At 66.2% G+C, this 18,081-nt stretch carries 15 protein-coding genes and 1 riboswitch; of the genes, 9 read left to right on the top strand and 6 right to left on the bottom strand.

Annotated features, from left to right (window positions below; genetic code table 11):
• Window positions 1–13: 13 nt before the first annotated feature.
• The 3 genes from tolQ to ACZ0AJ_RS04755 all read right to left on the bottom strand — a co-directional run bounded on the left by tolQ (window position 14) and on the right by ACZ0AJ_RS04755 (window position 2,118).
• Window positions 14–697, bottom strand: coding sequence for a protein TolQ (gene tolQ, locus ACZ0AJ_RS04745; RefSeq protein ID WP_183550516.1), 684 nt, complete (start codon window positions 695–697; stop codon window positions 14–16).
• 23 nt (window positions 698–720) lie between these two features.
• Complete coding sequence (gene ybgC, locus ACZ0AJ_RS04750) at window positions 721–1,125, bottom strand: tol-pal system-associated acyl-CoA thioesterase (RefSeq protein WP_183550519.1); 405 nt, start codon at window positions 1,123–1,125, stop codon at window positions 721–723.
• 246 nt (window positions 1,126–1,371) lie between these two features.
• Complete coding sequence (locus tag ACZ0AJ_RS04755; RefSeq protein ID WP_499452948.1) at window positions 1,372–2,118, bottom strand: SDR family oxidoreductase; 747 nt, start codon at window positions 2,116–2,118, stop codon at window positions 1,372–1,374.
• A gap of 174 nt (window positions 2,119–2,292) precedes the next feature.
• A riboswitch (ZMP/ZTP riboswitch) is annotated at window positions 2,293–2,412 on the top strand.
• A 99-nt stretch (window positions 2,413–2,511) separates the two neighbouring features.
• Here ACZ0AJ_RS04755 and glyA point away from each other — a divergent pair.
• The 9 genes from glyA to ACZ0AJ_RS04800 all read left to right on the top strand — a co-directional run bounded on the left by glyA (window position 2,512) and on the right by ACZ0AJ_RS04800 (window position 9,532).
• Window positions 2,512–3,759, top strand: a complete 1,248-nt coding sequence (gene glyA / locus ACZ0AJ_RS04760) for a serine hydroxymethyltransferase (protein ID WP_183550524.1) — start codon at window positions 2,512–2,514, stop codon at window positions 3,757–3,759.
• 73 nt (window positions 3,760–3,832) lie between these two features.
• Window positions 3,833–4,300, top strand: a complete 468-nt coding sequence (gene nrdR, locus ACZ0AJ_RS04765) for a transcriptional regulator NrdR (RefSeq protein WP_183550526.1) — start codon at window positions 3,833–3,835, stop codon at window positions 4,298–4,300.
• A gap of 103 nt (window positions 4,301–4,403) precedes the next feature.
• Window positions 4,404–4,931, top strand: a complete 528-nt coding sequence (gene pilV, locus ACZ0AJ_RS04770; protein WP_499452949.1) for a type IV pilus modification protein PilV — start codon at window positions 4,404–4,406, stop codon at window positions 4,929–4,931.
• Complete coding sequence (locus ACZ0AJ_RS04775) at window positions 4,928–5,941, top strand: PilW family protein (RefSeq protein WP_499452950.1); 1,014 nt, start codon at window positions 4,928–4,930, stop codon at window positions 5,939–5,941. The genes pilV and ACZ0AJ_RS04775 overlap by 4 nt, the downstream gene beginning before the upstream one ends.
• Before the next feature lie 7 nt (window positions 5,942–5,948).
• The gene (locus ACZ0AJ_RS04780) at window positions 5,949–6,593 is read left to right on the top strand and encodes a pilus assembly PilX family protein (protein WP_499452951.1); all 645 of its coding nucleotides are present in this window, start codon (window positions 5,949–5,951) and stop codon (window positions 6,591–6,593) included.
• A 27-nt stretch (window positions 6,594–6,620) separates the two neighbouring features.
• Complete coding sequence (locus tag ACZ0AJ_RS04785; protein ID WP_499452952.1) at window positions 6,621–7,100, top strand: type IV pilin protein; 480 nt, start codon at window positions 6,621–6,623, stop codon at window positions 7,098–7,100.
• Window positions 7,097–7,690: a GspH/FimT family pseudopilin gene (locus tag ACZ0AJ_RS04790; protein WP_499452953.1), complete on the top strand. Its 594-nt coding sequence runs from the start codon at window positions 7,097–7,099 to the stop codon at window positions 7,688–7,690. Before ACZ0AJ_RS04785 ends, ACZ0AJ_RS04790 begins: the two co-directional genes overlap by 4 nt.
• Before the next feature lie 93 nt (window positions 7,691–7,783).
• A complete protein-coding gene (gene ribD, locus ACZ0AJ_RS04795) occupies window positions 7,784–8,893 on the top strand; it encodes a bifunctional diaminohydroxyphosphoribosylaminopyrimidine deaminase/5-amino-6-(5-phosphoribosylamino)uracil reductase RibD (protein ID WP_499456726.1) in 1,110 nt (369 codons plus the stop codon).
• A gap of 6 nt (window positions 8,894–8,899) precedes the next feature.
• Window positions 8,900–9,532 (top strand): riboflavin synthase, encoded by a 633-nt coding sequence (locus tag ACZ0AJ_RS04800; protein WP_183550533.1) that lies wholly within the window; start codon window positions 8,900–8,902, stop codon window positions 9,530–9,532.
• On the opposite strand, the gene ACZ0AJ_RS04805 is transcribed toward ACZ0AJ_RS04800, so the two are convergent.
• The 3 genes from ACZ0AJ_RS04805 to ACZ0AJ_RS04815 all read right to left on the bottom strand — a co-directional run bounded on the left by ACZ0AJ_RS04805 (window position 9,493) and on the right by ACZ0AJ_RS04815 (window position 17,938).
• Window positions 9,493–11,955, bottom strand: a complete 2,463-nt coding sequence (locus ACZ0AJ_RS04805; protein WP_499452954.1) for a hybrid sensor histidine kinase/response regulator — start codon at window positions 11,953–11,955, stop codon at window positions 9,493–9,495. The two genes, ACZ0AJ_RS04800 and ACZ0AJ_RS04805, sit on opposite strands and share 40 nt — an antisense overlap.
• A 236-nt stretch (window positions 11,956–12,191) precedes the next feature.
• Window positions 12,192–15,134, bottom strand: a complete 2,943-nt coding sequence (locus ACZ0AJ_RS04810; protein ID WP_499452955.1) for a M16 family metallopeptidase — start codon at window positions 15,132–15,134, stop codon at window positions 12,192–12,194.
• 125 nt (window positions 15,135–15,259) lie between these two features.
• Window positions 15,260–17,938 (bottom strand): two-component system response regulator, encoded by a 2,679-nt coding sequence (locus tag ACZ0AJ_RS04815; RefSeq protein WP_499452956.1) that lies wholly within the window; start codon window positions 17,936–17,938, stop codon window positions 15,260–15,262.
• Window positions 17,939–18,081: the final 143 nt, after the last annotated feature.

An 18,081-nucleotide genomic window follows, 5' to 3' on the forward strand; every position in this document is an offset into this window, starting at 1 on the left:
CAGGCTCCCTCGATCAGCGCGACTGGCGCTGGAGAATGTTCGAGAATTCTTCGACGAAGCTCTCGAAGCGGTTGGCCAGGCGGTCGATATCGTGCGTGAAGCGGTTGTACGCCACCACGGCCGGGATCGCGGCAAACAGGCCGATCGCGGTCGCGATCAGTGCTTCGGCAATGCCGGGCGCGACGATCGCCAGCGTGGCTTGCTCGACGCTGGCCAGCCCGCGGAACGCGTTCATGATGCCCCAGACGGTACCCAGCAGACCGATGTACGGCGAGACCGAGCCGACCGATGCCAGGAAGTTCAGGTGCGATTCCAGTGCATCGAGTTCGCGCTGGAACGATGCGCGCATGGCGCGGCGGGCCCCGTCGAGCACCGAGTTCATGTCGAGCGTTTCGCGCGAGGCTTGCTTGCCTTTAATGAATTCACCCATGCCGGACTCGAAGATGCGGGCCAGTGCGCCGCTCTGGTCGCGCTGGCTGCTGGCGCTCTGGTGCAGCGTGTGCAGGTTGCCGCCGGCCCAGAAACTGCGCTCGAACTGCTCGGTCTGCGCACGGGCGGCGCGGATCGCGAATACCTTGCGGAAGATGTAGGTCCAGCTCACGATCGACAGCAGTAACAGCAAGGCCATAATCAATTGCACCAGCACGTGGGCATTGCCGATCAGGGCGACGAATGAAAGGTCTGGGGTGACGGTCATGGGCTATTTATTTAGGTATGTATTCAGGCGGCACGCATTTTAGCAGCCACGTGGTCGGGCAAGGGGCGCGGGCGCATTGTGGCAATATCGACACAACACACGGTCACGCTCGCCGTATTGAGCAGGGTTTCACCGCACCAGGCCTGCTGCAGGAACTGGACCGAGGCGCGGCCCAGCCTGGCAATACTGGTCTGGATCGTCAACTGGTCGTCGAGGCGCGCCGCCGCGTGGTAGTCGAGGGTCACATTCTTGACAACGAATGCGGTGTTGTCCGCATCGAGCAGGGCTTGTTGCTGTACGCCGAGTGACCGAAGCCATTCGGTGCGGGCGCGTTCAAAGAATTTCAGGTAGTTGGCATAGAACACAATGCCGCCAGCGTCGGTATCTTCGTAATACACCCTGACTGGCCAGTTAAATACTGAAGACATTGTTACTGCCGATACATGAACATGAGAAACATTCTACGCGAGTTTCCTTCTCGATATCACCGTTTCCGGCTTTCGATCGTGGAAATTACTTACGTACCCTTCGCACAAAATTGTGCTTTTGAGCGGTAGTAGACTTGAAACTTGGCAAAAAGACCAATCACTGTAACATTTTCTCACAAATGGCGACCGTGCTATCGGTGGCCATTGGGCCTGCCCGTGCAAGTGAACGCGCGGGCAGGCCAGCGCTCAGGCGCGCTTGATCGTGAATGGCGAAAAGCCCTGGCAGGTCGGCATCAGTTCAATGCTGTTGACGTTCACGTGCGGTGGCAGCGTCGCGATCCAGTACGCGGTGTCGGCAATATCTTTTGCGCTCAGTGGCGTCGTGCCTTCGTAGACCTTGGCTGCGGCCGAATCGTCGCCCTTGAAGCGCACATTGGAGAATTCCGTGCCGCCGGACAGGCCCGGCGCCAGATTGGTGGCGCGCACGCCGGTGCCGACCAGATCGGCGCGCAGATTGAGCGTGAACTGTTCCACGAACGCCTTGGTGGCGCCGTACACATTCCCGCCAGGGTAAGGGTAGTGACCGGCAGTCGAGCCGATATTGATCACCAGTCCGCTACCGCGCGCAACCATGTCGGGCAGCACGAGACGGGTCATCGTCACCAGGCCTTTGCAATTGGTGGCGATCATGGTTTCCCAGTCTTCCAGCGGCACTTCGTGCGCCGGCACCGTGTTGAGGGCCAGGCCAGCATTGTTGATCAGCACATCGATCCCTTTCCAGTCAGCTGGCAAGCCGGCCAGCGCTGCCTCGATCGATGCGCGGCTGGTGACGTCGAGCGTTACCGGCAGGGCGGCGTCGCCCAGTTCGGTCGCCAGCTCGGCAATGCGGTCGGTGCGGCGGGCTGCCAGGATCACGCGGTGGCCGTTCGAAACGAAGGTGCGCGCCATTTCGGCGCCGAAGCCGGCCGATGCGCCGGTGATGAGGACGATCATGATGAATCCTTGAAAAGGGCAGTGAGGGGAATATAAGAAGGCAAATGCAGGCTGGCAAAATTGTAGCCGAAATGATCAGGCCGCCGTGGCGGGCAGGCGATTACGACCCGGCTGGTCACCAGAACGGCGCTTTCCTTGCCCTTCAATGGGGAGTTCAGTACAATTTGCGGACTTTACGTCTCACGTAACTGGCGAAACACCGCACAAGCGCCACCGATTGGTGCGCGGCGCGGCAAAGGTGGGTACCCACCGGGGAACGTGAGACGCCATACGCCGTTCGCCTGGGCAGCCATCAACCGGTACGCGTTCGATCGCGGCTGCCCGCGCCCTTTGGCTCCCGCACCCGCACACAGCGCCGCTCGTTGCCTGGAATACTATCGATTGGAGTTTTACATGTTTGCTAAAGACCATACGCTGGCCAATGTCGATCCGGATCTGTGGAATGCCATTCAGAAGGAAAACGTCCGTCAGCAAGACCACATCGAGCTGATCGCGTCCGAAAACTACACCTCGCCAGCCGTCATGGAAGCGCAGGGCTCGCAACTGACCAACAAGTATGCCGAAGGCTATCCGGGCAAGCGCTACTACGGCGGCTGCGAATACGTCGACGTCGTCGAGCAACTGGCGATCGACCGCCTGAAGCAATTGTTTGGCGCGGAAGCAGCCAACGTGCAGCCAAACTCGGGTTCGCAGGCAAACCAAGGCGTGTTCTTCGCCGTGTTGAAACCAGGCGACACGATCATGGGCATGTCGCTGGCCGAAGGCGGCCACCTGACCCACGGCATGCCGCTGAACATGTCGGGCAAGTGGTTCAACGTCGTCTCGTACGGCCTGACCGCTGACGAAGACATCGACTACGAAGCCCTCGAGCGCCAGGCGCACGAGCACAAGCCGAAGATGATCATCGCCGGCGCATCGGCGTTCTCGCTGAAGATCGACTTCGAGCGCATCGCCAAGGTCGCCAAGGCCGTCGGCGCCTACTTCATGGTCGACATGGCCCACTACGCCGGCCTGATCGCTGCAGGCGAGTACCCGAACCCGGTGCCGTTCGCCGACTTCGTCACCTCGACCACGCACAAGTCGCTGCGCGGCCCGCGCGGCGGCATCATCCTGATGAAGGCCGAGCACGAGAAAATCATCAACTCGGCGATCTTCCCTGGTATCCAGGGCGGCCCGCTGATGCACGTGATCGCCGGCAAGGCCGTCGCGTTCAAAGAAGCGCTGACGCCTGAGTTCAAGACCTACCAGCAGCAGGTCGTCAAGAACGCCAAGGCACTGGCCGACACGCTGACCGCGCGTGGCCTGCGCATCGTGTCGGGTCGCACCGAATCGCACGTGATGCTGGTCGACCTGCGCGCCAAGAACCTGACCGGCAAGGAAGCCGAAGCCATCCTGGGCCAGGCGCACATGACCTGCAACAAGAACGGCATCCCGAACGACCCGCAAAAGCCGTTCGTCACGTCGGGCATCCGCCTGGGCAGCCCGGCGTTCACGACGCGTGGCTTTGTCGAAGAAGACGCCGTTACCGTGGGCAATCTGATCGCCGACGTGCTGGACAACCCGCACGACGCCGCGACCATCGAGCGCGTCAAGGGCGAAGTCAAGAAACTCACCAGCAAGTACCCGGTTTACGCCGCCTGATCTGGCTGACTCTGTCTATCCGGGCCGGTTCGCTGGCCCGATAGTCTCCACGTAGTATTGCAGCCCCGGCGCCATGAAATGTCCCTTTTGCCAGCATGAAGATACACAAGTCCTCGATACCCGCGTATCGGAGGAGGGGGACGCCATCCGGCGCCGGCGCCGCTGCGGCAAGTGCGACAAGCGCTTCACCACCTATGAGCGCATCGAACTGTCGATGCCGATCATCGTCAAGAAGAACGGCAGCCGTACCGAGTTTGCCTCGTCGAAGCTGCGCGGCAGCCTGATGCTGGCATTGCGCAAGCGGCCCGTGGCGGCCGAAGCCATCGACAAGGCCGTTGCCTCGATCGAAGAAAAGCTGCTCACCAGCGGCCTGCGCGAAGTCGACACCGGCCATGTGGGCGAGCTCGTGATGCAAGAGCTCAAGGGCCTCGACAAGATCGCGTACATCCGCTTCGCCTCGGTCTACAAGAATTTCGAAGACCTGGATTCGTTCCAGGCGGCGCTGGCCGAAGTCGGGCATCAGCGCAAGCTCGACAACTAATTCCTTTCCAAGGTTCCCCGATCCGCGCGGCCTGCGCTTGCGCCGACGCACGGGCGCGTAAAGCCGGCCTGATAACGTCGTAGCTCGTTATCGGGAGGCTTGCATGCGCAACCATTCACACCACGGTTTTACGCTCATCGAAGTACTGGTGGCGCTGTTCGTGCTCGCCATCGGCATCGTCGGCGCCGGGGCGGCCCAGCTGGCGGCCCAGCGCACGCACCAGCAGGCGGCGCTGATGGCCGAAGCGGGCCAGCTGGCAAGTTCGCTGGCGGCGCGCATCGGCGCCAATCTGCCGCTGGCCAGCCTGCCCGATGGGAGCAATCCCTATCTGTCGCTCGACTACGACGCGGTCGCCGATGGCCCGCCTGTCGCCGCCGCCCCATGCTTCGGCACTGCCGCATGCGATCCGCTGGCGCTGGCGGCTTTCGACCTGGATGAGACACGCCTGCTCGTGCACCGGCGCTTTCCCGGGGGACGCATTGCCGTATGCCGCGATGCGGCCCCGTGGGATGCCGCCAGCCACCGCTATCGGTGGGCATGCAGCGGCGGGGCGCATGCCGCCGTGGCGATCAAGATCGGCTGGCACGGCAACGATGACTTGCCGGCGTTCGTGCTGATGGTGGCGCGATGAGTATTCATCGTCATTGGTTCGTACGTCAGGCAGGCTTCACCATCGCCGAATTCATGGTCGCGATGGCACTTGGCCTGGCCGTGCTGCTGGCGGCTGGTTCGCTGCTGATTGGCGCGACGCGTGCGCATGCGGCGCTGCTCGAAGCGGCCGAGATGGACGACGCCGGCCGTTACGCGCTCGATGCGCTGGCGCGCGCCGTGCACCTGGCGGGCCACGTCGACTGGGCCGCGCATCCGGTGATCGATCCCGCGCTACCGGCTGCCATTGCCGGACTGGATGCGTCGTCGCTGACCCATGCCGGCGCTGGCATCGATGCGCCGCTTCCGGCGACGGTCAACGGCAGCGACGTGCTGGCGCTGCGCTTTGCCGGCACCGGCGCGCCGCCGGCCGGCGACGGCGGCACGCTCGATTGCGCCGGGTTCCCCGTGCACCGCGATCAGGAAGGCTGGAGCATTTTTTATGTTGCGCGCAATGCGCAGGGCGACGCCGAACTGCGCTGCAAATACCGGGGCGCCGGCAGCTGGTCGTCCGATGCCGTGGCAGGGCGTGTCGACAGCTTCCAGGTGCTGTATGGCCTCGATACCGATGGCGATGGTGCGCCCAACCGGTACGTGAACGCCAGCGCGATCCGGGCGCTCGACGCGGCGCTGGTGCTGGCCGGCTCGACTCTCGGTGAGCGTGACGCCGATCTGCGCACGCGCAGCCACTGGAAGCACGTTGCGAGCGTGCGGGTCGGCTTGCTGCTGCATGGGCCGCGCCAGGCGCCTGCCGTGGGCGCGGGCCTCGTGCATTGGCTGTTCGGTCCGGGGTATGACGGTGCGCTGGCGGCTGCCGATCCCGGCGTCCGGCTGGCGGCGGCCGACCTCGATCGGGGCGGCGAAGCGCGCATGCGCAAGGTGTATGGGGCGGTCATTGCGGTGCCAATTGCGGTGCCAAATGTGGTGCCACTCGCGGTGCCTGTCGCTCCACCCAGCGTGCCACCTTCTGCGCCGCCGCTGGCCGCGCGTTGAGCTGCCTATGCGCCACCGACTCCCACCCACGCCGCGACGCCAGGATGGCATCGCGCTCATCACCGCACTCGTGCTGATGCTGGCCGTGCTGATGACGGGAATCGCCTCGGCGCGCGGCGCGCTGCAAAGCACCCGCGCCGCTGCGTACGAACGCGATCGCGCGCTGGCCCTGCACATGGCCGAAGCCGCCTTGCTCGATGCCGAACACGATATCGACGGCGGCGCGGAGCCAGGCTCGGCGCGCGCCAACGCAATCCGCGGCGGCAGTGGGGATGCCTTCGTCGGCGCGTGTCTGGGCGCCCGGCCGTACAACGGCTTGTGCGCTTACGACGCCGACGCCGATGGCCAACTGGCCCGGCTGGCGCTTGACGATGGCCCGGCCATCGCGTTCGGCACGTTCACCGGCGCCACGCTGCCGACCGGGGAGGGCGGCTTGCCGCTCGAGACGCCACGCTACCTGATCGAGCTGATGCCGGCGTCCGCCGATGGCCAGCTCTACCGCATCGCCGCGCGCGGCGCCGGCAGCATGCCGGGCGCCGGGGCTGCCGTGCAGGCCTATTACCGCCTGCCATCCGGCGGCGGGCATGGCCGGCGGGTTGGCTGGCGCGAGATCGGCAACTGGTCCGCGATCGTCATCGCCGCATCCGAATGACGCAACCGGGCAAACAGGAGCAAGTTCATGACACGACACCGCAACGGCTTCACGCTGATCGAACTGCTGATGGTGCTGGCAATCGTCGGCATCCTGACATCGGTGGCCTATCCCTCGTATGCGCGCCAGATCGTCAAAGCGCGCCGGGTCGAAGCCCAGCTGGCGCTGCTCGACCTGATGCAGCGCCAGGAACAATACCGTGCGCAGCATCACAGCTATATCGCGTTCTCGATGGCCACCGGCGCTGCCGACACGCATCAGTTCCGCACCTGGCTTGGCAACAGCGCCGCCGCCAGCGCCTATGAGCTCGACGGCGAGGCATGTCCGGAGCAGACGATTGCCGCCTGCATCGTGCTGCGTGCGCGACCCGGTACGGCCAATGTCAACGCGGCATTTGCCGATCCGGAATGCGGCACGCTGACGCTGGCCAGTACCGGCGCGCAGGGTGCAAGTGGCGCAGGTGACCCAAGTGGCGCAAGCGGCCAGTCCACACGCTGCTGGCCATGACCACCCGCCTTGAGACCACGCTGGCCCGCGCCATCCTGCGCCGCCACTGCACCGGCCTGTCGATGGCCGAACTGGCCGTGGTGCTGGGCATGGTGGCGATCACGTCGTCGCTGGCGGCGCCCGGCCTGCACCGGATCGTGCAGGGTCAGGAACTGCGCGTGGCCGCAGCCGACCTTTACAGTGCGGTCCAGCTCACCCGCTCGATGGCGATCGCCCGCAACGAGCCCGTGATCCTGACATCGAACGACGCGGCCGGCATCGACTGGTCGCGTGGCTGGACCGTGTACGTCGATCGCGACCACAACCGCCAGGCCGGCGCGGGCGACGAGATCCTGGCCGTGCGCGCCACGCTGCCGCAGGGCGTGCGGGTGAGCTATTCCTTTGCCAGCCCTGCAGCCCCGCAATACATCGCCTACAATGGCGCGGGACGCAGTTGCAGCGATACGAGCAGCGCCGCGGCACGGCCCGGCACGCTGTCGCTGTTCCACGGCGGTGGGGTACGCCGTATTAAAATCAACATGCTTGGCCGCCCGCGCCTGTGCAACCCGGCGCGTGACGCCGGCTGCGATGGCGTCGCCGCACCGCCCTAAAGTAAGACTGAAAACAAGCGCATTGCACGATGCGCACCGATGAGAGACCACGTGACGCACGACAGCCAACCCATTCTCAACGACACCGAAGGCATGGCCGCGGCGCTGGCCTGGGCCGCGCGCGGCATGTTCATCACGGCGCCCAATCCGCGCATCGGCTGCGTGATCGTCAAGGACGACGTCGTCATCGGCGCCGGCCACACGCAGCCGGCCGGCCAGGCGCACGCTGAAATCCAGGCGCTGCGCGACGCCGCCGCGCGCGGCAACGATGTGCGTGGCGCCACCGCCTACGTCACGCTCGAACCCTGCAGCCACCACGGCCGCACGCCGCCTTGTTCGGATGCGCTGATCGCTGCCGGCCTGGGGCGCGTGGTGGCGGCCATGGTCGATCCCAATCCACTCGTGGCGGGGCGCGGCCTGGCGCAGCTGGAAGCGGCGGGCATCGCGGTGCGTTCCGGGATCATGGCGCGCGAAGCGCAGGAATTGAACATCGGCTTCTTCTCGCGCATGGTGCGCGGCCTGCCGTGGGTGCGCCTGAAAGTGGCCGCCAGCCTGGATGGCGCCACGGCCCTGGCCGGCGGCGAAAGCCAGTGGATCACCGGGCCGGATGCGCGCGCCGACGGCCATGCCTGGCGCGCCCGCGCCAGCGCGATCGTCACCGGCATCGGCACCGTCAAGGCCGACAATCCGCAGCTCACCGTGCGCGGCCTGGCCACGCCGATGCAGCCGCGCCGCGTGATCGTCGACAGCCGCCTCGAGATCGATCTCGATGCGCACATTCTGCAGGGCGAACCGTGCTGGCTCGTCGCCGCGGCCGAACAACCGGGCGACGAGAAAGCCGCCGCCCTGCGTGCCGCCGGGCACGAGGTGCTGTACCTGCCGAACGCCCACGGCAAGGTCGACCTGCCGGCGTTGATGCGCGAACTGGGCCGCCGCGAAGTCAATGAAGTGCACGTCGAAGCGGGCAGCAAGCTCAATGCCTCGCTCGTGCGCGAAGGCTGCGTCGACGAATTGCTGGTCTACCTGGCGCCGAGCCTGATCGGCCCGGGGCAGGGCATGTTCGACCTGCCGCCGCTCACGCAACTGACCGAGCGGCGCCAGTTGCGCTTCCACGACGTCACGCGCGTGGGCGACGACCTGCGCATCCTGGCCCGCTTCGCCGAAGCTGCTCCCCCATCCTCTGCTACCCCCAACAAGGAATAACGTCGTATGTTTACTGGAATCGTCGCCGCTGTCGGCACCATCACTTCCGTCGCGCCGCTGGCCGGCGGCCTGGACGCCGGCGTGCGTCTTGCCATCGATGCCGGCCCGTTGCCGCTGGCCGACGTCGGCCTGGGCGACTCGATCGCCATCAACGGCGCCTGCATGACCGTCACCGAAAAGAGCGCCACCGGGTTCACGGTCGACGTCTCGCGCGAAAGCCTGAACAAGACCGTGGGCCTCGACGCGCCCGGCGAAGTCAATCTCGAGAAAGCCCTGACGCTGGCCGAGCGCCTTGGCGGGCACCTGGTGTCGGGCCACGTCGACGGCCTGGGCGTTGTGCACAGCTTCGAGCCGGTTGGCGAATCGCGCGAACTGATCATCGATGCGCCGCACGAGCTGGGCAAGTTCCTGGCCTATAAAGGATCGATCGTCGTCAATGGCGTGTCGCTGACCGTCAACCGTGTGCACGACCTGGAAGAAGGCGGCCAGAAAGTCTGCCGCTTCTCGATCAACCTGATTCCGCACACGATCGAGGTCACCACGCTGCGCCACCTGGCCGCCGGTTCGCGCGTCAATCTCGAGATCGACCTGATTGCGCGCTACGTCGAGCGCATGCTGGCAGCGACCACCGCGAGGTAATCGAGCACCCGGCTCGAGTCCACCGGCTTGGTGAAGTGCGCGTCAAAGCCGGCGGCGCTCGAGCGCGCCAGGTCGTCCTGCGCGCCCCAGCCCGATACCGCGACGATGGTGCAGCGTTCGAGCCCGGCGATCTGCCGCAAGCCGCGCGCCACGTCGTGGCCCGACATGTCCGGCAGGCCGATATCGAGAAACACCACGTCCGGTACGCATTGCGCGGCCATCTGCAGCGCCTGCTGGCCGTCATGCGCGAGCGTGACGTCGTGGCCCGCCATCTCAAGCAGCATCGATAGCGTCACCGCCGCATCGACATTGTCGTCCGTGACGAGAATGCGCAATGCCTGCGTAGCCGGCGTGCCCTGCGCGGCGACTTCTTCAAGGGGCGCCGGCGCCGGCGCGTCGTCCAGCGCGAGCCTGACCACGAAGGTGCTGCCCTTGCCGATGCCCTCGCTGTACGCACTGACCGCGCCGCCATGCAGGTCGACCAGCTGGCGTACCAGCGACAGGCCGATGCCCAGGCCGCCCTGTGCGTGCTGGCGGTTGCTGCCCACCTGGCTGAACATCTCGAACACCAATTCCAGCGAGGCGGCGGAAATGCCGACGCCGTTGTCGGTGACGGTGATGACGGCGTGGGCGCCATCCTGCGTCACGCGCAGCGACAGCACGCCGCCTGGCGGCGTGTACTTGGCCGCATTGGTCAACAGGTTGCCGATGACCTGCGCGATGCGGGTGGCGTCGGCCTGTACCGGCAGAGGCGCAGCGTGCAGCTGCAGGTCGAACGCATGGCGGTGCTTGTCGATCAGCGGCAGGCTGGTCTCGACCGCATTGGTCACGATGGCGTTGAGGTCGACGCGGGTCTTGCGTATCTCCACCTTGCCATTGGTGACGCGCGCGATGTCGAGCAGGTCGTCGATCAGGTGCGCCAGTTGCCGTACCTGGCGCTCCATCATGTCGCGCACATTGGCCGCCACGGCGGGGTCGCGAGGCCCCACGCGCAGTAATTCCAGGCCCGTCATCAAAGGGGCCAGCGGATTGCGCAGTTCGTGCGCCAGCACGGCGAGGAATTCGCTCAGGTTGCGGTTGGACCGGGCTACTTCGTCGAACAGCTCGCGCTGGCGCGACTCAGCCAGGCGCAGCGCGGCTTCGGTGCGTTTGAAGGCATCGATGTCGGTGACGATCGCCACATGGCCGCGCATGACATCGTCGCGGCCCTTGAGCGGCACGGCCGCCACCTGCGTCCAGATCTCGACACCATCGTCGCCCAGGTAGCGCGCTTCGATGCCCGGCACGACGCGTTCGCCGCGCGATGCGCGCGCACCTGCGAAATCACGGCGCGCCAGCGGCCGGCCATCTGCATCGAACGCGGTCCAGCGCATGTAGCGCTCTTCGTCCAGTGACGGTAGCACGCCGGTGGGCAGGTAGCGGTGCATTGCCTGGTTCGACAGCAGCAGCTTGCCGTCCTGGCCGGCCACGGCCACGCCCACCGGCAGGGCGTCGAACATCGTCACGAGCGTGTCGCGCGTCTCGTGCAATGCCTGTTCGGTTCGCTTGCGGTCGCTGATGTCGAGCACATTGCCGACAAAACCCAGGAAGTCGCCGTTCGCCGCAAAGCGCGGCTGTCCGGTCGCAATCACCCAGCGGTAGCCATCGACGACATGCCGCAGCCGATGCTCCATGCTGAATGGCACGCGGCGCGCATTGGCATCGACGACGGCGTGCAGCGCCGCGTCGCGCTCGTCGGGATGCACGGCGGCCGTCCAGCCGAACGCCAGGCTCGTCTCCCGGTCCTGGGCCGTGAATTCGTGCCAGGCGCGCGACAGGAACGAGAGCTTGCCATCGGGCTCAGTCACCCACAGCATGGCCGGCGCGGCGTCGGCCAGGTCCAGGAAGCGCGATTCGCTGCGCGCCAGCGCACGTTCTGCCAGGCGGCGCTGCAGGATGGCGGCGGCCTGGTTGGCAGCCACGCCCAGCAGCAGGCGCTCGTGTTCGGACGGAAAGCCGGCGCGCCGCGCGCCGATGACCACGACGCCTGGCTCGCTGCCAATGCCGAAGCGCGCCGTGCCGAATTGCAGCGCCGCGTCATTGTCACCGTCAGCGTGCAGGGTGGCGGGCCACAGGTCATGCAGGTCGGCCGACCCGATGGCGGCGTCGAGCGCCGCGCGCGCGGCCGGCAGCATGGCGCCGTCAGCGTCATCGTTGCGCCGCAGGCGAATCGCGTCCAGGGGATCGATCTCGCCCTTGCCCGGCAGGTGGATACCGACCAGGTCCAGGTCCAGCGTCGTGAGCAGGACGCTCGCCAGGCTGTCGATGACGCCTTCCGGCGGCATGTCGCCCCAGATGGCCGGCAGGGTGGTCATGGCAACCAGATCGCGCGTGGTCTTGCGCAGGCGGTCGATTTCGGCGCGGTACTCGTCGGGTGAATGCATGCGGCTGCCGACTCAGTGCGCTGGCATCACGCGGTGGTGTGCTTGGGCGCCCTGCAACAGGGCGCTGGCCAGGTGAACCGGGTGATCGGGCATGCTCATGGGTTGTTACCAGTAGAGCGCCAATGGTGCCTGGCGCCGGCGTTAATGTGTACGGGGGCGAATGCCCGCTGCGGGCACGCATAGTATAGACGATGCGCGCCGGCAGCCGGAAAGGCCAGGCCGGCGCGCGTGGCCCATCAGGTTCCCGGCAGTATCGACTGACCCGGCTGACCCGGATGCCCCGGCTGCACTGCGGGCAGCGTCTTGGCCACGTTGGCTGCCTTGGCGGCCGCCTCGGGATTGAGCACCACCTGCACATAGTTCTTCGTATCGAAGTAACGCCGCGCCGCCGCCTGTACGTCCTGCGCCGTCAGTGCGGCCACCTGCTGCTCGACCTTCAGGATCGACGCCGGATCGGTGCCTTCGGTCAGGCTCGATTGCAGGTTCGCCACCCAGTAACCGTTCTCACGCAGCGATCGGCGGTGGTTCTGGATCCAGCCGGATTTCACTTTTTCCAGCTCGGCGGCGTCCGGCCCGTTCTCTTGCAGGCGCTTGATTTCGGCAAACGTCGCGGCCACCACCTTGTCGACATTTTCCGGCCCGGTCGGCAGATTGATGCCGATCGAGTAGTTCCCGTACGGGATCTTGCTGAGCGCGCCGCTGGCGCCGCCGCCGTAGATCATTGCCATCTTTTCGCGCAGTACCTCGATGATGCGCAGATTGGTCACTTCGATCAGCGCCGACAGGCGCAGCTGCTCGGCCTCCGAGAATTCAGCCGGACCCGTGAAGTTGATCGAGATACTGCTCTTGGGCTCAGTGCCGCTGCGTACTTCGCGCTTGACCACGCCCGTCACCGGGCGCAGCCCCACGTCGCGGTACGCCACCGGCAGCGCGGGCGTGGGCAGGGTGCCCAGATAGCTGGTCAACAGCGGCCGGATCGCTTTTTCGTCGAAGCTGCCCACCAGGATGAACGTCATGTCCTTCGCGCTCGAGAAACGCTGGCGGAAAATGGCGATGCTGCGATCGAGGTCGATCTTGGCGTATTCGTCGGCCTCGAGCGAGCGTGGCGCGCGCGGGTGATTGCCAAACAGCGCCGACACCACGGCGTCGCCAAAGCGCCGCCCCGGCTGGCCGCTGGCGTTGCGCGCAATCTCGGCCTGCTTGTCGATATACGCGTGGAACAGGTCTTCGTCACGGCGCACGCCCGCGAACTTCAGCCACAATAGCTGCAGCATCGTTTCGATGTCGGTGGCGCCCGAGGCGCCCGCGATCACGTCGGTGTAGCTGCCCAGGCCCACGGTCACGCCGGCCGCCTTGCCGGCCAGGATCTTGCGCATGTCCAGCGGCGTGAAGTTCTTCACACCCATGCTGGCCACGATCGCGTTGGAAAAGCGCGCATTCAGGATGTCCTGATCGGGAAACAGGCTTTGCCCGCCGGGGCGCGCCGCGCTCAGCACCACCTGGTCATTCAGGAAATCGGTGGGTTTCAGGATTACCTTCACGCCGTTCGACAGCGTCAAGCGCGTCAGCCCCAGCGCCTTGTCGTGCTCTTCGTGCGTGATCGTGCCGGGTTGCGCCGGGCGTTCCATCAGGCGCGCCGCCAGCAGTTTTTCATCGTACGCTTCGACCGGCAGGCGCGCGGCCTCGCTCACCGCCGCCAGCAACTGCGGGCCGGTAGGCGTGTCGGGCTTGGCCACGCCCGTGTACAGTACCAGCTTGCCCGAGTCTTGCGGGATCGTGCTGCGCGCATAGGCGTTCATCTCGGCCTGCGTGATGCCGGGCACCAGGTTCTGCACGTAGCGGTATTCGGTCTCGATGCCGGGAATGGCTTCGGCCTGCAGGAAGTTGCGGATGTATTCGGCAGCATACGTGCCCGAATCGCTCTTGGCGCGCTCGTTCCAGGCCTGCTCGTAGGTGCGCATCAGGTTTTTCTTGGCGCGTTCGAGTTCCTGCACACCGAAGCCGTGCTGGCGTGCGCGTTCGTTTTCCTGCACCAGCGCTGCAATGGCGGGCTGCGCGCCACGCGGGCCGATGGCGGCCGACGCATTGTAGGCACGGTAGCGCGGGGTCAGTTTGCCCAGCGAGCTGCTGGCGCCCAGCCACGGCGCATCGGGCAGTTGCGAGATCTCGGCCAGGCGCGCGCTGAGCATCGACGCGAACAGGCCCTGCACCAGCTCTTCGCGGTAGGCGCGCACGGTGCCCAGGTCGCGCACCGGTTGCACCGGATAGCGGATCAGCACCGCATTGCCATCGGCCTCGGGGTCCGTCACGACCAGCGCCTCGGTGTCGGCGCGCGCCGGAATCGCGGCGTAGTCGCGCGGGCGCGGCGTGGCCGGATTCTTCAGGCGCGTGAAGTGCTGCTTGACGAGCTTCTCGGCCTGCGCCGGATCGATGTCGCCGACGACGACAACCGCCATCAGGTCGGGCCGGTACCAGTCCTTGTAGAAGCGCTTGAGGGTCTCGGGCTTGAAATTGCGCAGCACGTCTTCGCGGCCGATCGGCAGGCGCTCGGCGTAGCGCGAGCCGTTGAACAGGCGCGGATAGATCTGCTTGCCCATGCGGTCGGCGGCGCCTTTGCCCAGGCGCGCTTCTTCGAGGATGATGCCGCGCTCCTTGTCGATGGCGTCAGTATCGAAGCTCACGCCGTGGGCCCAGTCTTCCAGCACCTGGAAGGCGCGGGTGACGTTCTGCGGTTTGTCGGTCGGAATCGGCAGGATGTACACGGTCTCGTCGAACGAGGTGTAGGCATTCAGGTCGGCGCCAAAGCCCACGCCGATCGATTGCAGGTACGACACCAGCTCGTGCTTGCGGAAATTGGTCGAGCCATTGAACGCCATGTGCTCGACGAAGTGCGCCAGGCCGCGCTGGTCGTCGTCTTCCAGGATCGAGCCGGCCTTGACGACCAGGCGCAGTTCGAGCTTGTGTTCGGGGCGCGCATTGCGCTGGATGTAGTAGGTCAGGCCATTGGCCAGCTTGCCGACCTTGACCTGCGGGCCGACCGGGATCACGGCGTCGAGCTGCAGCGCGTCCATTTTCGAGACGGCTGCCTTTGGCGCGCTGACCTGGGGCGCACTGTGCGCCAGCGAGGACACGCACACCAACGCGGCCAGGCAGGCGCCGCGTACGAATTTGTTGCTCATTGGGGGTTCCCGGTGACTTGATCGGTGCATTTTACAGGGCGCGTGCCCGTGCACGGCTGGGCTTAAGGCTGCGCTAACGAACGCTGCAGGGGCCGTACAGGTACCGTGCCGTGACGCCGCAGCGCTTACAGCATCACGCTGCCCAGCGCCAGCAACCCCGCCATCTCGAGCGCCGGGATCGGCCGCCCATACAGATACCCCTGCATCACGTCGCAGCCGAGCGAACCGAGAAAATCGCGCTGGCCGATCGTCTCGACGCCTTCAGCCACGACGGCCAGCGACAGGCCCTTGGCCAGCGCGATGGTGGCCTGGGCAATCGCGGCGCTGCGCTGCTCGCTGGTGATGTTGCGCACGAAGGTCTGGTCGATCTTGAGTTTGTCGAGCGGGAAGCGCGACAGATAGCCCAGCGATGAGTAGCCGGTGCCGAAGTCGTCCAGCGAAAGCGAGACGCCCAGCGCGCGCAGTTCGGCCATCTGGGCTTCGGCTGCGCTGCTGTCGCCCAGCATCACGCTTTCGGTCAGTTCGACTTCGAGCCAGCGCGGTGCAAGGCCGCTGTCGCGCAGCGCGCTGCGCACGACCGACACGACGGCGCCGGCCTTGAACTGGTGGGCCGAGACATTGACGGCCACGCGCACCGGCGCCAGGCCGGCATCCTGCCAGGCCTGGTTCTGGAAGCAGGCCTGGCGGATGACCCATTCTCCGATCGGATGGATCAGGCCCGTGTCTTCGGCCAGCGGGATGAAGTCGGCCGGCGAGACATTGCCGATCTCGCCGCTGTTCCAGCGCAGCAGGGCTTCCATGCCGACCAGTGTGCCGTCCAGATGGGACACTTGCGGCTGGTAGTGCAGCGCCAGTTCGTCGCGTTCGATCGCGCGCCGCAGGCGCGTCTCCAGCGCCAGCCAGCGCAGCGCCTCGGCATTCATTTCGCCCTTGAAGAAGCGGAAGCCATTGCGCCCCGATTCCTTGACGTGCGTGAGCGCCGCGTCGGCCGCCTTGAGCAGGTCGCCCGGCGCATCGCCATCGCGCGGGTAGATGCTGATGCCCACGCTGCCCGTCACCACCAGGTCGTGACCGCCCACGCCATGCGGCTCGGCGACAGCGTCGATCAGCTTCTGGGCGCAGTAGATCACGTCATCGGTGTCGTCGAAATCGGTCATCAAGAGCACGAATTCATCGCCCGACAGGCGCGCCACGGTGTCGGTGGGGCCAGCCAGCGCGCTGACGCGGCGCGCGACTTCGCGCAGCACGGTGTCCCCGGCAGAGTGGCCCAGGCTATCGTTGATGCGCGAGAGCCGGTCGACGTTGAACAGCAGCAGCGCGACCTGGCTGGCATCCTGGCGCGCTGCGGCCAGGGCCTGGCCCACGCGGTCGTTGAACAGCGAGCGGTTCGGCAATTGGGTCAGCGCGTCGTGATTCGATAAAAAATCAAGCTGGTGGTGCGCCGCTTTCAGCGCTGACAGGTCGGTCGACACCGACACATAGGCCGTCAGGTTGCCGGCATCGTCGCGCACCGCGCTGATGCTCATGCTGGCCGGGTAGATTTCGCCATTCTTGCGGCGGTTCCAGATTTCGCCGCGCCACTGGCCGTCTTGTTCGAGGCAGTTCCACATGCTGGCGTAGAACGCGGCGTCGTGCCGGCCCGAGCGCATGAAGCGCGGGTTGGTCCCCATGACGTCGGCTTCATGGAACCCGGTGATCGTCTCGAAGGCCGGATTGGCGGCGACGATGTTGGCGTCGGCGTCGGTCATCAGGATCGCTTCCTGGGTGCTGTCGAACACCTGGCGCGCCAGTTCCAGCCGGTGTTCGCTGTCGCGCAGGGCGGCGTCGGCATCGGCGCGGGCGATGGCCTCGAGCTGCAGCTGCGCCGCGTGGTGCTGCACCACTTCGTACAAATTCAGGTTTTCGTAGGCCACCGCCAGTTGCGCGGCGAGCGCCGTCGCCCAGCGCTCTTCTTCGTCGGTGAAGGGCGCAGCGTTGTCGGCGCGCGTGCAATACAGCCAGCCCAGTGGATGCTGCAGGTCGTGCACCTGCAGGCCGAGCAGGTGCACGACGCGCGGATGGCCGACGGGCAGCGTGGTCAGCAGCGTATCTTCCGCATCGAGGCGCAATGGCGCCCGGGCGCGCAGCAGCACGCCCGGCAGGTCGTGTTCATCCAGCGCCGACGGCAACAGCAGGGCGGCGTCGACACCATACGTGCCCAGGTGGCGCACGCTGCTTTCCGAGCTGCCCAGCAGGCACAGGGCAACGCAATCGGCGTCGAGCACGCGGCGCACGGCGTCGACGAATGCCGCAGCCAGCGCCTCGACCCGGCGCTCGCCGACGAGCATCATGCACATGCGTTCGAGTTCGCCGAGGCGTGCGCCCAGGTCGAACGGCAGGGCGCGCTCATGCTCATGCTCTGGCTCGGCGACAGGGCAGGGCGCCGGCGCGCCGCCGGCCACGCCCAGTTCGGCGTCGACAGCCTCGAGGATCCGGTGCGGGTCGGCCGGCTTGCCCAGCACCGTGGTCACGCCGCAGCGCGCCGCCATCGCCACCGTTTCGCGCTCGGAATACACGGCCGAGAAGAAGATGACGCGCGTGTTTTGCAGCGCCGGCTCGGCGCGCAGTTGCTGGACGAACTCGTAGCCATCCATCGTCGGCATCAGGATGTCGGTGATGATGAGGTCAGGCAGCTCGGCGCGCGTAATCGCCAACGCGCAGGCGCCGTTTTCGGCTTCGAGGATGCGGTGCCCGCTCAGGCCGAGCAGGGCGCTCAGATAACTGCGGTTGCTGGGCCGGTCGTCGACAATCAGGATCGTCGCCATCAGCAAAGCCTGCCGCTGGCAGTGGCGCCTGAAGAGCGAACAGGATGAACTAGCGGCATGGCAACTCCGTCGGAAAGACTGCCGCGGTGGAAGGGTAAATACGGCAATAATATGTTAATCATAATCCAGTTGGTGACAGTCGT

The organism is Telluria sp. AC161 (genome assembly GCF_979258535.1).

What these genes read in the sequence shown, in the direction of transcription:
- ybgC (WP_183550519.1), bottom strand. Translation starts at nt 1,125, where the DNA reads ATGTCTTCAGTATTTAACTGGCCAGTCAGGGTGTATTACGAAGATACC.
- tolQ (WP_183550516.1), bottom strand. Translation starts at nt 697, where the DNA reads ATGACCGTCACCCCAGACCTTTCATTCGTCGCCCTGATCGGCAATGCC.
- ACZ0AJ_RS04755 (WP_499452948.1), bottom strand. Translation starts at nt 2,118, where the DNA reads ATGATCGTCCTCATCACCGGCGCATCGGCCGGCTTCGGCGCCGAAATG.
- ribD (WP_499456726.1), top strand. Translation starts at nt 7,784, where the DNA reads ATGGCCGCGGCGCTGGCCTGGGCCGCGCGCGGCATGTTCATCACGGCG.
- ACZ0AJ_RS04785 (WP_499452952.1), top strand. Translation starts at nt 6,621, where the DNA reads ATGACACGACACCGCAACGGCTTCACGCTGATCGAACTGCTGATGGTG.
- ACZ0AJ_RS04775 (WP_499452950.1), top strand. Translation starts at nt 4,928, where the DNA reads ATGAGTATTCATCGTCATTGGTTCGTACGTCAGGCAGGCTTCACCATC.
- ACZ0AJ_RS04815 (WP_499452956.1), bottom strand. Translation starts at nt 17,938, where the DNA reads ATGGCGACGATCCTGATTGTCGACGACCGGCCCAGCAACCGCAGTTAT.
- nrdR (WP_183550526.1), top strand. Translation starts at nt 3,833, where the DNA reads ATGAAATGTCCCTTTTGCCAGCATGAAGATACACAAGTCCTCGATACC.
- ACZ0AJ_RS04805 (WP_499452954.1), bottom strand. Translation starts at nt 11,955, where the DNA reads ATGCATTCACCCGACGAGTACCGCGCCGAAATCGACCGCCTGCGCAAG.
- glyA (WP_183550524.1), top strand. Translation starts at nt 2,512, where the DNA reads ATGTTTGCTAAAGACCATACGCTGGCCAATGTCGATCCGGATCTGTGG.
- pilV (WP_499452949.1), top strand. Translation starts at nt 4,404, where the DNA reads ATGCGCAACCATTCACACCACGGTTTTACGCTCATCGAAGTACTGGTG.
- ACZ0AJ_RS04800 (WP_183550533.1), top strand. Translation starts at nt 8,900, where the DNA reads ATGTTTACTGGAATCGTCGCCGCTGTCGGCACCATCACTTCCGTCGCG.
- ACZ0AJ_RS04780 (WP_499452951.1), top strand. Translation starts at nt 5,949, where the DNA reads ATGCGCCACCGACTCCCACCCACGCCGCGACGCCAGGATGGCATCGCG.
- ACZ0AJ_RS04790 (WP_499452953.1), top strand. Translation starts at nt 7,097, where the DNA reads ATGACCACCCGCCTTGAGACCACGCTGGCCCGCGCCATCCTGCGCCGC.
- ACZ0AJ_RS04810 (WP_499452955.1), bottom strand. Translation starts at nt 15,134, where the DNA reads ATGAGCAACAAATTCGTACGCGGCGCCTGCCTGGCCGCGTTGGTGTGC.